This window comes from Rhodovibrio sodomensis (assembly GCF_016583645.1).
Classification (GTDB): Bacteria; Pseudomonadota; Alphaproteobacteria; order Kiloniellales; family Rhodovibrionaceae; genus Rhodovibrio; species Rhodovibrio sodomensis.
The window spans coordinates 1-13,347 of sequence record NZ_NRRL01000120.1 but is presented as its reverse complement, the minus strand read 5'-3'; the positions used below and the strand labels follow the sequence as shown (position 1 = coordinate 13,347).

12 protein-coding genes are annotated in these 13,347 nt (G+C 64.6%); 8 read left to right on the top strand and 4 right to left on the bottom strand.

What is annotated here, in order from left to right; all coding sequences use genetic code 11:
• Window positions 1–386: SIS domain-containing protein (locus CKO28_RS23225; protein ID WP_200342237.1), on the top strand; the 386-nt coding region annotated here is incomplete at its 5' end.
• A gap of 253 nt (window positions 387–639) precedes the next feature.
• Here the strand turns inward: CKO28_RS23225 and CKO28_RS23220 are convergent.
• On the bottom strand, window positions 640–801 hold the full coding sequence (locus CKO28_RS23220) for a hypothetical protein (protein WP_200343280.1): 162 nt from the start codon (window positions 799–801) through the stop codon (window positions 640–642).
• 1,107 nt (window positions 802–1,908) lie between these two features.
• On the opposite strand from CKO28_RS23220, the gene CKO28_RS23215 reads away from it, so the two are divergent.
• Window positions 1,909–2,124 carry a hypothetical protein gene (locus tag CKO28_RS23215; RefSeq protein ID WP_200343279.1) on the top strand — a complete coding sequence of 72 codons (216 nt, stop codon included), beginning with the start codon at window positions 1,909–1,911 and terminating at the stop codon, window positions 2,122–2,124.
• Between the two features lie 199 nt (window positions 2,125–2,323).
• Here the strand turns inward: CKO28_RS23215 and CKO28_RS23210 are convergent, their stop codons facing one another.
• Window positions 2,324–4,618, bottom strand: a complete 2,295-nt coding sequence (locus CKO28_RS23210; protein WP_200343278.1) for a CehA/McbA family metallohydrolase — start codon at window positions 4,616–4,618, stop codon at window positions 2,324–2,326.
• A gap of 148 nt (window positions 4,619–4,766) precedes the next feature.
• Complete coding sequence (locus CKO28_RS23205) at window positions 4,767–5,201, bottom strand: DUF4168 domain-containing protein (protein ID WP_200343277.1); 435 nt, start codon at window positions 5,199–5,201, stop codon at window positions 4,767–4,769.
• A gap of 738 nt (window positions 5,202–5,939) precedes the next feature.
• Here CKO28_RS23205 and CKO28_RS23200 point away from each other — a divergent pair.
• The 6 genes from CKO28_RS23200 to CKO28_RS23175 all read left to right on the top strand — a co-directional run bounded on the left by CKO28_RS23200 (window position 5,940) and on the right by CKO28_RS23175 (window position 11,414).
• Window positions 5,940–6,287 carry a hypothetical protein gene (locus tag CKO28_RS23200; RefSeq protein WP_200343276.1) on the top strand — a complete coding sequence of 116 codons (348 nt, stop codon included), beginning with the start codon at window positions 5,940–5,942 and terminating at the stop codon, window positions 6,285–6,287.
• Between the two features lie 218 nt (window positions 6,288–6,505).
• Window positions 6,506–6,643 carry a hypothetical protein gene (locus tag CKO28_RS23195; protein WP_200343275.1) on the top strand — a complete coding sequence of 46 codons (138 nt, stop codon included), beginning with the start codon at window positions 6,506–6,508 and terminating at the stop codon, window positions 6,641–6,643.
• 780 nt (window positions 6,644–7,423) lie between these two features.
• On the top strand, window positions 7,424–8,110 hold the full coding sequence (locus CKO28_RS23190) for a hypothetical protein (RefSeq protein ID WP_200343274.1): 687 nt from the start codon (window positions 7,424–7,426) through the stop codon (window positions 8,108–8,110).
• Window positions 8,064–9,683 carry a mechanosensitive ion channel domain-containing protein gene (locus CKO28_RS23185; RefSeq protein WP_200343273.1) on the top strand — a complete coding sequence of 540 codons (1,620 nt, stop codon included), beginning with the start codon at window positions 8,064–8,066 and terminating at the stop codon, window positions 9,681–9,683. The genes CKO28_RS23190 and CKO28_RS23185 overlap by 47 nt, the downstream gene beginning before the upstream one ends.
• A gap of 149 nt (window positions 9,684–9,832) precedes the next feature.
• Complete coding sequence (locus CKO28_RS23180; protein ID WP_200343272.1) at window positions 9,833–10,696, top strand: OmpA family protein; 864 nt, start codon at window positions 9,833–9,835, stop codon at window positions 10,694–10,696.
• A gap of 124 nt (window positions 10,697–10,820) precedes the next feature.
• Window positions 10,821–11,414 (top strand): hypothetical protein, encoded by a 594-nt coding sequence (locus tag CKO28_RS23175; RefSeq protein WP_200343271.1) that lies wholly within the window; start codon window positions 10,821–10,823, stop codon window positions 11,412–11,414.
• Window positions 11,415–11,893: 479 nt separating this feature from the next.
• Here CKO28_RS23175 and CKO28_RS23170 read toward each other — a convergent pair.
• Window positions 11,894–13,347, bottom strand: a 1,454-nt coding sequence (locus CKO28_RS23170; RefSeq protein ID WP_200343270.1) for a sensor histidine kinase, incomplete at its 5' end; no start/stop codon positions are given.

Genomic DNA, 13,347 nt, shown 5'->3' with positions numbered 1-13,347 from the left:
GCGCGCTGAAGCTGAAGGAGATCTCCTACATCCACGCCGAGGGCTATGCCGCCGGCGAGATGAAGCACGGCCCGATCGCGCTGATCGACGAGCACGTGCCGGTGATCTGCTGCGCGCCCAGCGGCCCCCTGTTCCCGAAGATGGCGAGCAACGTGCAGGAGGTGATCGCGCGCGGCGGCCGGGTGATCCTGATCTCCGACCAGCAGGGCATCGAACGCGCCGGCGCCGGCTGCGAATACACCATCGAGCTGCCCGCGGTGGACCCGTTCGTGGCGCCGCTGCTCTACGCCATCCCGGTCCAGCTGCTCGCCTACCACACCGCCGTCTTCAAGGGCACCGACGTCGACCAGCCCCGCAACCTGGCGAAGTCGGTGACGGTGGAGTAGGGGCGAGCGCGACCGGTTTGTCGCTTTGGGTATGTCAAGGCCGCCCTTTCAAGCCATGGACGACGGCGCACAGCAGGCGGTATGGCTTGTTGTCTGGTCTTGCGCGGTTGTCAGACACGTCGAGAAAATGCACTCCAAACCCGTTGGGTCTCGGAGATTTTCCGGCAAACGCACACGATGACCTAATTTCGCTCACGGTCTATGATCCCAACTGCGGGCGCCAACCGCCAACGATCCAGGCGGTATCAAGGCTCTACATCAGGGCCAGGATCATGCCGGCGACAACCGCCCAACCGACGAGCGCACCCAGGATCCATATCCCTAGGGCGTGCTTTAACGGCAACCGGTCTCCTTGATACGCGTTCTGCACCTGATGCACCGTTGCCTGCCCGTCCAAGTTTTCTTTACCTGACATGTGTCAGCCCCTCGTGTGAGTTATCTGGGGGTAGCCTGACTGGGCCTTTAAGACTACCCGATTTTGGTAGCGCCACAGGGAACATTCGAGCCGCGTCACAAATATGTTATAACGTCGGCCGATACGTGGTCGGGTAGCAACCCGCCGACGTACCCGAACATTGGGGTGGCAGGGCGACGCTCGAAATCAAACCCGGATGGTACACGGGAACATCGGCCGCCCACGGCGCAAATCCTCAGAACTCTGCGGTTTTCGTGCGTTCGGTCTTTGGTGAAGGACGGTCGCTGGCCCGAACCGGGTGTAAGGAATCCTTACATTTGTGGTTGTGACGGTGGGTTAGGTTGGTCTTGGCCCGACGCGGTCGACAGCACGAGACGAAAGGTCGGCCGGAGCGCCCTCAGCAGCGCACGCCCTACGGCCAACTACAACCTACGAGTTGCATTCAGGTGATAATGCTTCGCGCCTGGCTTGTGCCGCAGGCTACCAACGTATCCACCTTCACCGGGTCGCCGGCGCTGCACCACGGTCCCGCGGCCCAGCTGGTCGCCTGCGACGAGTTCCCGCCAGCGACGGCGCGGGCGGTCGGCCCTTCCGCCCTTGAAGGTTCGCCGGACGTGCTTCTATAACAACAACCAGTCGCGGATTCGTTTTACCTCGCTCTGCGACTGCCGCTGCGCTCCGCCCCCCAAAGGCAATCCCCGAGCGCGGCGGCTGCCCGGCCGCCGGTCCCGCCAGCGGCGGCCGGGCTTCTCCCTACCGGATCGAGCTGCGCCCCAATCCTCACGGCAAGCCGCACAGCCCGCCTCGCTGGGGAAGTAGGCCGGGGGCAAACCGGTAACAGATACCAGCGCCCGCTCAGGGGCCACCCCTGGCGCCTGCCTACATATCAGTTCGTGCAGGCGGTTGCATTGGTGGCCTGACCTGGGCTGTGGGCACCGGGCCGGCCCACCCTTGATCCAGCCAGCCGAATCCCTCCCTCTTTGAAATACTGCCGTGCGGAACACGCCAGATTCGCGGTGGTCGCGGCCGCCGGATGAGTTCGCGAGTCGCTCACATGTGCCTCCGGCGGCCGCTTTCCCTGCCGCCGCACCACGCTATCTTTCAAGCATGAGCGAAGCCGTCACTCTCTGCGATTACCCGGGTGAGACGGTCCGCGTCACGTGCGATGTCTGTGGCCGGTCGGGCCGGTACCCGCGCGCCCGGCTGATCGAGCGCTTCGGCGCCGACGCTGGCTTGCCGGACGTGCTGCGTGAACTCGCCGATTGTACGAACTGGGGCGCGGGCAGTCAGCCGTGCGGCGCGCATTTCCCGGACCTCGCCTGATCTGAGAATGGTAAAGCCCATGCGGATGGAAACCGAGCGCAACGGCCCCCTCCCCCCAACAGCTGCCAACATGCTCGCCGCCAAGGTCGACGGCCCCTGACCCGGAGCTGCTATCAAATACTTCGTACGGTTCAAAAAAAAGGCCCCGCGCGTTCGCTCGCGGGGCCTTTTGCGCGGACGCTAATGTCGGGGCGTCCAGTTACTCGCCGTCATCGCTCGCCATCGGGCGGTGCTCAACGACGTCGATCCAGATCGGGTTGGTGAACGCCTTCTTATCGTTGGCGTCGGTCACGACGAGGCTGTACCAGCCGTCACCCTCCGGCTCCGGCGAGAAGGTCACCGTGCGGCGCGCAGGAGCACCGGCGAAGCTGCGCTCCGCCACGACCCCTGCCGGACCGTGCAAGGTGGCGCCCTTCAGCCCGGAGGCCGCGGTCAGCGTGAAGCCGAGCTCGGCTTCGGTGCCGGTCTCGACCTGCAGGGTCTCGCCGAACATCTGCTCCGGATAGACCAGGGGGCCCATGGTGGCGAAGCTGTGCCCCTGCTGCATCGAGGCCGCGAAACTCTCGGGCGTTAGAGCCCCGTCGACCTTAGCGAACATCCGGATCATGCCCGAGCGCTTGGCCCACACGTCGTGCACGTCGGAGCCGGCGCTGATGTAATAACGGTCGCCTTCGCGCCAGAGCTGACGGGCCTTCTTGTACGCCTTTTCGTAGTTCTCCTGGCCGTTCAGCTCCACGAAGTCGAAGTTCGGGGAGAAACCGCCCGGCACGTCGCCCTTGTTCAGGCTGGTGAAGTAACCGTAGGCGATGAACGGGTGGTTCGCCTGGATCACCGAGGCTCCGAGGCGCTCGGCTTCGGCGAAGATCTCCTGCACGCTCGCCTTGCCGGGATCGATCTGCAGCTCCTGGCCGATCTCGATCGGGTAGGCGTTGAAGTGCGCCCAGGATGGCGAAAACTCGATCCCCGGGATGAACGGCTCGTCGCGCTTGTTCGCGTAGTGCGAAGCCTCGGGCAGATTGACCATGGAATCGTGGTCGCTGAGCAGCGTCAGGTCGAGGCCCTCGGCCAACTCGGAGCGGATCACGTATTCCGGCGGCGTGTAGCCGTCCAGAACGTCAGAATGATGGTGCAGGTCGGCCGCGTACCAGCCCTTGCGGTTGGGCGCGGTGCGGCGCTCGATCCCGACCGTCACCTCCTCTGCATCGCCCGAAGGCACGCTCGCGTCGACCTTGACCGGCCGGGACAGAAAGCCGGCCCCGTGCGACACCTTGAAGACGTAGTCCCCGGGCGCGATCTGGACGCTCAGCTCGCCTTCGTTCTCCAGTTCGGTGAAAAAGGTCTTGCGGCCCAGGTAGCCGACCAGCGGGGTCTGCCCTTCAGCGACCGTCACGCGCGCATCCAGCGGCTCCATGGAGCCCTTCTCGTGCACACTCATTCTGAGCGTCCCCGGCGCTTCAAGATCGTTGAAGTTCCGGGTGAGCTTGCTGTCGGCCTTGGCGCTGAGGGTGCGGCTGGAGCTTTGGGCATGCGCCTTGGCGGTGGCATAACTGCTGTAGTCGCCTTCGGGCAGTACCATCTGGTAACGGCCCTGCTCGCCGACCGTCCAGGCATACGGCTCGCCGTTCTTTTCGAACACGACGACCGGCTTGTCGACCTGCTTGCCGTCCGCGGTCGAGACGGTGCCGGTCACCGTGCTGGCGGCAAGGCCCTTGCGCTCGATCTCGGCCTGGACGACCTCGCCGAGGTCGCCGCTGGGCCGCAGCTGCAGCCAGCCTTCGAAACGCTGGCTATCACCCGGCTCGAGCGTCTGACGCAGGTACAGGTCCCGGCTGTTGTAGTCGACGTATTCGACGTACGGCGCGTGCAGCGCGATCGCCCAGTCCTCGGCGTACCCGGCCGACCAGTCGGCCAGCGCGCCATCCACCTCGCCTTCCTCGACACCCTGCAGGCCGGGCACCGAGAAGAAGCTGCCGCCGTCGGGCCACAGCACGTAGCCGGACAGGATGTCCTCGTAAGCGCTGTCGCCCTCGTTGGTCATGGTCGTCACCATGTGCACCCGATCTGAGCCTTCGCTCAGGGTGTAGCGCGTGACCATGCGGACATCGTTCCAATCGCGCTCGACCCGGATCACGGCCTTTTCAGGCGTATCTGTGACGACCTCGAAGTTCTGATAGGTGGTCGGCCAACTCGACCAGTTGTTCGGAATCAGGTCGACAAGGGCCAGCTTGTCGCGCAGCGGCTCGCCGTCCTTGATCGGGGCGGCGTCGACAATGCCGCCGCGGGCAACGCCCCAGGGCGGCGCCGACTGCGCGGCGATCGAGACCACGATGTGGTCGTTGCGCAGGGTGATGTCCTCCGCGGCCGTGGCATCGCCGTTCTCCAGCGGCGTGGGCCCGCGTTCGACGCTAACGTCGGCCGCTGCCGTGCCGGCACCGGCCAGCAGCGCGACCGTCGCAGCGGGTGCGAGGGCCCGCCCGAACCATCGGTCCGTCATGAAGCCTCCTTTTATTGATTGAACGTTCAATTAAATCTGTATCAGTGACGACACGCGACAGCAAGCCGCACCGCTTCCCGGCTCACGGGTAATGTGGCAGGCGTTTTATCGATTAACTGGCGCCAGCACGCGCGTGCCTCCGGAAGGTTTAGCCTCCCGTGACTCTTTCGTCGGCTTGGCGCATCCGGGTGCGGATCTCGGCTGCAAGGTCGGCGTCCTGTCGGGCGCGCCGGGCGATCGTCCGGTACTCCTGGACGGAGATGCCCGGTTGGCGCTGGATCGCCCGGGTCATCTCTTCGCGTGCCTTGCCGGCATGCGCGCGCACCTTGGCCTCGTCACCGGCCTCCCGGGCGGCCCGGATCTTCGGCTGGTAGCGCTGGCTGATCCGTTCGACGGTCCGAGCGGCCTCGGCGAAGGCCGCGACCTTGGCCTCCGCGATGGCCGGTCCGTGGGAATGGCTGTGTCCGTGCTCGACCTCCGGGCCACCGTTGTCCGCGACGGCAGCCGGCACGTCGGTGCCCAGGAGCAACAAGGCGAGCAACGGGCCGAGCAGTGGGGCTCGAAGACCGTGTACGATGGACATATCGCATGGACCCTCAATCGGGTGTGATGCCGGCGTCCACGGGCTGCGCTACAGTCACTGGATGACCGGTCGTTAGCGCTCCGGGGAAAAGGACACCTCGGGCTTGGTAACGGCCGGTTCGCGCGTTGGCAAGTGCTGGTGCCCAGTCCTGGATCGCCACGTCGCGCGCAAAGTTAGAGGACAATGCCCGGCAAGATAGCCGGTCGCCCGAACATCACAGCCGCGAGGCTGGGACGCCGATTCGGAATGAGCAGCGCGCCTAAACACGGCGTTTGGGTTTGGGGCGGCCACTCGCGCACATGGTGCATATGGCAATAGTTGGCCGAGGCTTACCGTGTTGGACGAGGTAAGTGCGCACGACCCTCCGAACCGGGCGCCGACATCGTAGATACTCGTTTCTGGACCCACAGCGGACATCATCGCCTTGGATTTCTACCTTCTGGCAAGATGTGCGCAACCTGATCGGTTAGTTTCCCTCAGGGCAGCAAATCATTGCCAGGCTTGCTAGGCATATTCTCCCTGCTGACGGACCGGCCCCACGGATGGACTGGACGCACCTATCCTTTAGGCTACCCGAGGAATACGGTTGTCCGGTAGGCGACACCCTCCAGCCATGCGATGTATTTATACGCGCTACCGATGTTGATTTCATCGGCGGCATATCCCGCCGGGTTCCCCGCATATCCCCGTCCCCATGCCCGGCCCGGCGGGATTTTCTCGGTTGTAGGTCCGAAGGCAATGAAGACCACTTGCGCGAAGGCCATCCTGAGCCTGCTAGGGCTCTTCATGATTACCGGCTGCACCAAGACCGCAATTGAGCGGCAGGTGGGCTCGGAGAACACGTACAGCGTTACCGGTACAGCAGCGTGCCTAGGGCTTTGTGCGCCTGACCGGGACGAAGTCTACCAAGCGATGCATCAGGAATGCCGCTGGCCGGCCGTTCCGGCGATCCTTGTACGCGGGTCGGCGAAAAACGGCTTGCTCGGGGTGCCGCACACCGTGTGGCGGTTCACGTGTCTGAGCGTAGATACCGAAACGAACATTGCCGAGCTGATCGCTGATGACGACTACACCGATGGCGACTAATTGCATTGTGTCTTTGAGCATCGGCAGCGGGGGTACGCGGGCATACGGTTCTCACTCAGACCTTTGGCACGCCGATTTGCACAGTGATCCCGAGCCGCTTCACCCCTTGCTGATCGGAGGTGTCCCTGCCCTCGCCACCGGCTTCAAGCCGGATCTTCGATGATAGTGTGGTCGTAGCCAACGGCATTGCTGGCAATGCACGACTCGCAGGGCATAAGGTGCCGACGACCATCCGCATCGAGCTCGTCGATCACGCCCGGTCAGCGCAGAACGAAGCGGTGTTCCAGCAGCGTGCGCGGACCAAAAGCGCCACGCCGGAGAAACGCGCCGAGCCGTCGAGCCGAGGGGACATCTGAGATGGGAATGCGCCCAGCGGGGAATGCGCCCCGCTACATGACCAGATACGCCAGAAGTAGCACGAGCCCCAGAGCGATGAGCGGTGCGATGAGCGGGGCCCACAGCTTGACCTTTTGTTCTTCCGTTAAGCTGCGGTGCGCGGCAATTACCCGAGTGATCATGCGAAGGCTCCGCGGAACAGGACGTGTACTGAGCGACATCCATGGCGACACCCTCCCCTTCGGGACGTTTTGCGCGATCGAACGGGGACCACGCCAGTGAACGAGTAGCTTGCAGCACCCGACCGATTTTGCGGGCCGGGAGGGATCGGTCGCCTGGCGTATCCACGGATCCTGTTGACGATTCTGTGGATAACCACGGTACATCCGCCTACACCGGCGAGACGACTGATCTGCGCACGATTTAAGCAGAACGCGTTTTTCTGGTAGAATCGTTGGTTACGTCTGTGTATTGAACGCATTGTTCCGGCTCGAAGACCATGAGGGCTACGGCTGTGTAAAAGTCGCGCCGCCAGCGCCTTTTTCATTCGCCGCACCGCGGACCTTATCGGGCCTGCTGTAGGGTCCGATGTGACGTCGAGCTCCCCGCCTCGTGTCTGCACGCGGTGGTCGCGTATCAACCGCGACGTCGATGCATGACGGTATCACGGCGCAAGCCTTTGGCCCGCCGGCCGTTACCCACCGCGGCCCGGTTCTTATCCGGCCTGAACAATGCACAACACTCGATGCGAGTTTTCAAGCACGGCTGTGGCCTGTGCCCAGCCTCTGGAGGTTTGACAGATGCCGCGACTTGCCGCCGTCCTTGTTGGTCTCCTGCTGGCCATCGCGGCCGGGCCGGCCATGGCCCAGAGCGCGACCGGCGACGGGACTACCGGCCTGACCCCAGCGGAAGCCCGGGCTCTGGCGCGCATCCTGGAAACCACGGAAACCCGGCAGGCCCTGGTCGACAAGCTCAACCGGATCGCCGCCGGCCCGGACGCCCCCGGAACCGGTCCGGAGGCTTCGGCGACCGGCGCCGCAGCGGCCGAGACCGAACCGGCCCGCCGGTCCCTGGCGCGCCAGATCGCCGAGTTCACCCGGGACACCGGGGAACAGGTCGCCGACTTCCTGGTTAGGATCCTGAACGACCTGCGCGGGCTCGCCGAGATCGGCGATGGACGAGCGGTCGACTGGTCGGCGTTGGGCATCACGGTGGGCGAACTCGCCATCGTGATCGCGGTGACCGTCGTGACCTTCCGGCTGCTGACCCGGGCGACGGCGGTCGGCTACCGCCGGCTCGGCCGGGTCGCCAGCCGGGCTGGCCTGGTCGGGTCGCTCGGCTTGCTCGCGGCGAGTACCATCCTTGACGCGGTCATGATCGTGCTCGCCTGGGGCCTGGGCTACGCGATCGCGCTGTCCGTGCTGGGCAATGCCCGGGCGTATGGACATCGTCCAGCCCCTTTACCTCAACGCTTTCCTGCTCATTGAGCTGATCAAAGTTGGCTTGCGCGCCGTCTTCGCGCCGCGGTACGGCGATCTCCGCGTCCTGCCGCTGTCCGACCTCAACGCCGCCTACTGGTACAACTGGCTGGGCCGGATCGTGAGCCTGCTCGGGTACGGCTCGCTGGTCGTGGTCCCGATCGTCAACGCCAACCTCGGCTTCGTGACCGGGCGCAGCCTGCAGGTCCTGGTCGCGATCACGGCTCTGGTGATGGCGGTCCTGGTGATCCTGCAGAACCGCCACACGGTCCGCGCGGGGTTGCAGCAGCGCGCGGCCGAGCGGGGCGATCTCGTGGCGCGCGCCGCGGCGCAGGCCGGCCGGGTCTGGCATCTGGTCGCGCTGATCTACGTGATCGCCCTGTTCGTCATCTGGGTCTCCCGGCCCGGTGACGCGCTGGCTTACATGATGCTGGCCACCGGCAAGGCCCTGGGGGCGGTCCTGATCGGCTTCCTCGTGGTCAGTGCCATCTCGCGGGCGATCGCCGGTGGTTTGCACATCCCCGCGGACATGCGCGAGCGACTGCCGCTGCTCGAAAACCGGCTCAACGCCTTCGTGCCGAACGTCCTGCGCGGCGTCCGGCTGGTCGTCTTCGTTGCCGTGGTCGGCGCCGTGCTGGACGCCTGGAACGTCGCCGATCTGGACCGCTGGCTGGCGAGCCCGGGCGGCCAGACCGCGATCGCCGCGGTGGTGTCGGCGGCGGCTGTCCTCGGGGTGGCTTGGCTGCTATGGCTCGCGATCTCCTCCTGGGTCGAGTACCGGCTGAACCCGAACGTCGGGAAGGCTGCGGGCGCGCGCGAGCGCACGCTGCTGCAGTTGATGCGCAACGCTTTCACCGTGCTGATCATGGCGATCGCGGTCATGCTGGCGTTGTCCGAGATCGGCGTGGACATCGGCCCGCTGCTGGCCGGCGCCGGCGTGCTCGGCCTGGCGATCGGTTTCGGCACGCAGAAGATGGTGCAGGACATCATCATCGGCGCCTTCATCCAGTTCGAAAACGCGATCAACGAGGGCGACGTGGTCACCGTCGCCGGGACGACCGGCGTCGTAGAAAAGCTCACCGTCCCCTCAGTGGGGCTTCGCGACTTATCCGGGACCTATCACATCGTGCCGTTCAGCGCGGTCGACACCGTGTCCAACTTCATGCGCGGCTTTGCCTACCACATCGCGGCGATCGGTGTGGCCTACCGGGAGGACGTCGGCGAGGTGAAGGACGCCATGCGCGAGGCGTTCGAGGAACTGCGCGCGGGCGACCACGGGCCCGACATCCTGGACGATCTGGAGATGCAGGGCGTTACCGAGTTCGCCGACTCGGCCGTGACGGTCCGCGCCCGCATCAAGACGCGTCCGGGGATGCAGTGGGCGGTCGGCCGCGACTACAACGAGATCGTCAAGCGCGTCTTCGATCGCCGCGGCATCGAGATCCCGTTCCCGCACCGGACGATCTACTGGGGCGAGGACAAGCACGGCAACGCACCGCCGTTGCAGATCACGCGTTCGCCGCACGGCGATGGTGGCGATGCCGGAAGCCCGGAGGCGCCTTCTCTTCCTGGTCAGACCTGAAGCGCTCGCGCGACTGGATACGGGCGATGACGCCCGTTTTGAGCGGGCGGTTAACCGGAATGCGGACCGCGATAGGCGTTGTTTTGCCAAGCTGGCCGATAACGTGCATGCTTAACGTGCGTTAACCACAAGGAGCAACTGGACAGCAAATGAATTTACAGAAAGCGATCATCGGTCTCGGCCTGGCGGTCATGTTGGGGGCGTGTTCGACGGCCAGCAACGTGGATACGCTAAAACAAACCGGCGCGACCGGGTCGGCGTTCACCCAGAAGCTGACCGAAGAGTACCGTCAGATCGCCCAGTTCGAGCGCAACCGGATGTACGACTGGCGGGATGCCACGTACTTCGCGGATAAGGGTTTGCGCGCGGCCGGCGGTACGACCGTGAAGCCGGAACGCCTTGAAGACTGGGACCTGCCGAGCAACAGCAAAGAGGAGTTGAACAAGGCGCGGGGCCGTCTGATTGACGCGCTCAATAACAGAGCGCGACGCGAGCATCCGGAACTGGCGGGCCGCGCGCAGGGTCGGTTCGACTGCTGGGTGGAGCAGCAGGAGGAGAACCACCAGCCGGACGACATCGCGAAATGTCGGGAATCCTTCTATCAGGCGATGTCGGAGCTGGAGACGGCGATGAGCGCTGGTCAGCCGGAGGCCGCGCCGGAGCCCGAGCCGGAACCCATGGAGCCCGAGCAGGTCATGGTGTTCTTCGGCTTCGATGATGCATCCGTCAGCCAGTCGCAGCAGAGCAAGATCCGCCAGGCCGTGCGTTTGGCCAACGAGATGGAAGACGCGCGCTTTTCCGTGACCGGCCACGCCGACACAACGGGCGCGGCGGATTACAACCAGGAGCTTTCGCTGCGCCGGGCGCGGAACGTGCGGGATGCCCTGGTAACGCGCGGCATCGACGCCGACGCCATCTCGATCGCCGCGCGCGGTGAATCCGAGCCGGCCAATCCAACTGGCGACGGGGTGCGCTCGCGGGAGAACCGCCGGGTCGAAATCGTGGTTCAATAACCCGGCCACGCGCAGCCGTCGACGCCGTCCGCTCCAACCGGGGCGGACGGCGTCGTTCTTTCGACGGCCCGGTACCGGCTGCTGTCCGCACGGGCCTAGCATCCCATCTTGGCGAGTGTTCGCGATGAAGCCGCGCTCGGTCCTCCTGACAACGCTCCTGGTCGGTCTTGCGACCGCGCCAACAGTGGAAGCGGCGCAGAACACCGTGTCCGGGAACTACCGGGTCGACGCAGTGATGACGGAGGGCGGGGCGCTCTTGCAAGGGCCGGCGGAGGTCTACGTCCTCGATGCCGGGGGCGAGGTCGTGGCGCGTCGGCACGCTGTCCCGGCCGTGTTCGATCTGGGGACCGGCGACTTCACGGCGGCTGTTGTCTACGGTCACGCCCAGGCCCGAGGCGCGATCGAGCTGGGGACAAAACCGGGCAACAATCCGTTGAACCTCGAAGCGGGCGAGGTCCGCCTTGACCTGATCACCCGCGACGGCAAGCGCGCGCGCCTGTCCGATGTCTCTTGGCGGGTCTACCGCTATCGCCGCACAGAAGACCTAGGGACGGAAGTCGCCGAAAGTCAAGTCAAGCGGCCGGAATTCATCCTAGATGCCGGATGGTATGAAGTCGTGGTACGGCAGGCGGGCGCATCCGACAGTCCCCCGACCGCGCGTCATGTTATCGAAGTCGAGTCGGGCCGTCGGCAGACCTATAACATCGAGGTTGATTAGGCGACCCGAGATACTACGGCCTCTGGATCGGTTCGGCATATTTGCGAACGGATACGCCATCAAAACGATGTTCGCACACGCTACCTCAAGCAAGTCGATCCGGCGAGGCGCCTTACGCGGAGTTCGAGGTTACCGAGCACCAGGTATTGGATGACGCCCTTGCATGGATCATCGATCCTTTGAGCCAGGCATGAATGAGGCCCGACAGGTCCCGGATGCAGCGTCAGTAATTGATGGCGGCTGTTGGCGTGACGCCGCCGGCAGGACGGCGTAGCTGGTCAGCAAACGTACCATTCACACCAGACGCAGCCTGGCCGAGGCGGATCGGCGAAGGATAACCGGAGGCTGCAGGAGGAATGCCAGATCCCAACGTGAGCACCGCCGACAACGGATCCGACCCTGTCTTGTGAGATCGGCGACGAGTGACCCTGTCATTCTATTGTCCGCCTAAAACTTCACTGGCTGCTACGCCTTGCGCGTCAACGCAAACATTCGTTGCCGGCTTTCAGAGAAGATTGCTCTTCCTGGTCTGAATCGCTCACGAGCACGACAGTAACCGTTGTGCCTTCTCCGACGCGGCTGGATACTTCCACGCGCCCTCCATGCAGTTGCGCGAACCGCTGCACGAGGGCAAGGCCGAGGCCGACACCGTCGTGAGGACGCGAAAGGCTCTGATCGGCCTGGCCGAAAGGTTCCAAAACTCTGGCCAACTGATCTTCCGGGATCCCAACTCCTTCGTCGGAAACCCGAAGCATGACCAGACCATCCACGACTTCGGCGCCGACCGTGACGTGGCCGCCAGTGTTCGAGAACTTGATCGCGTTGCCGACCAGATTGAGCAGAATCTGGCGCAGGCGTTTCGGGTCGACAAAGACTTCCGGCAACCTGACATCAACGTGGTTACAGAGCTCGACGCCGGCGGCAGCGGCTGTTTCGCCGAGCAAGCGCACCGCGTTCTGCGTTTCATCACGGAGGTTCACCCGTTCTCGCTGCAGCTCAAGGCGGCCGGCCTCGATCCGCGACAGATCCAGGATGTCGTTGATGACCTGCAAGAGGTGTTGGCCGCTCCGGTTGATGTCGCCCGCGTAGGCCGCGTAGCGAACATCGAGCGGACCGAGCAGTCGGTCCCGCATGACCTCCGAGAAGCCGATGACGGCGTTGAGCGGTGTTCTGAGTTCGTGACTCATGTTTGCCAGAAACTCGCTTTTCGAGCGGCTGGCGGCCTCCGCCGTCTCCTTGGCTTCCCGCAGCTTCGCCGCGGCGTCGCGCGCCGCCGTGACGCCCTGACCGGCACCGCGATAGCCGCAAAAACGGCCTTCCAGATCAAAGAACGGCTTGCCGCTAATGCGGACGCGTCGTGACCGCACGCCGTCGAAACGATCGTACTCGAATTCGCGAAACGGCAGCCGTTCGTCCATGATCTTGTGAAGCTGCTGCCATTCGCGATCGACTTCGGAGGCGTCGTTCGCTTCGGCTCGGGTCAGGCCGATATAGCGTTCTGGCTCCAGCCCTAGAATATCCTTGAGCCGGTTCGACAGATAGACGAAGCGGTGATTGGGGTCGGTTTCCCAGAACCAGTCGGCGGCGCATTCCGCAACGTCCCTGAACCGACGGCGCCCTTCGATAAGCGAGCGCTCGCTTTGGTTGATGGTGCGGATCGTCCGCCAGCCGGTCCAAGCGCCCAGGGCGGCAAGGACGAGCGTACCGCCGATGATACCGGAGAAGAGGGTGCCACGGACGGTCCTGGTGGCCTCGCCCATCCGTTGCGCGAAGGTGTCCTGATGCTGCGTCAGGGCGCTGTCGTAGCCTGGATTTTGCACGCAGCTGCTTGATGCCGTCTGGTAGCCGCCGCGAGCCGTTCGCGTAAGGGTCTTGGCGGGGTATTGTACGATGTGGATGTGGTGTTTTTCGTGTCTCGATTCAGGCCGGCGGC

Excerpts from the sequence above, each read along its gene's own strand:
- CKO28_RS23200 (WP_200343276.1), top strand. The coding sequence starts at position 5,940 with ATGAAGACCACTTGCGCGAAGGCCATCCTGAGCCTGCTAGGGCTCTTC.
- CKO28_RS23175 (WP_200343271.1), top strand. The coding sequence starts at position 10,821 with ATGAAGCCGCGCTCGGTCCTCCTGACAACGCTCCTGGTCGGTCTTGCG.
- CKO28_RS23180 (WP_200343272.1), top strand. The coding sequence starts at position 9,833 with ATGAATTTACAGAAAGCGATCATCGGTCTCGGCCTGGCGGTCATGTTG.
- CKO28_RS23210 (WP_200343278.1), bottom strand. The coding sequence starts at position 4,618 with ATGACGGACCGATGGTTCGGGCGGGCCCTCGCACCCGCTGCGACGGTC.
- CKO28_RS23190 (WP_200343274.1), top strand. The coding sequence starts at position 7,424 with ATGCCGCGACTTGCCGCCGTCCTTGTTGGTCTCCTGCTGGCCATCGCG.
- CKO28_RS23205 (WP_200343277.1), bottom strand. The coding sequence starts at position 5,201 with ATGTCCATCGTACACGGTCTTCGAGCCCCACTGCTCGGCCCGTTGCTC.
- CKO28_RS23215 (WP_200343279.1), top strand. The coding sequence starts at position 1,909 with ATGAGCGAAGCCGTCACTCTCTGCGATTACCCGGGTGAGACGGTCCGC.
- CKO28_RS23185 (WP_200343273.1), top strand. The coding sequence starts at position 8,064 with ATGGACATCGTCCAGCCCCTTTACCTCAACGCTTTCCTGCTCATTGAG.
- CKO28_RS23220 (WP_200343280.1), bottom strand. The coding sequence starts at position 801 with ATGTCAGGTAAAGAAAACTTGGACGGGCAGGCAACGGTGCATCAGGTG.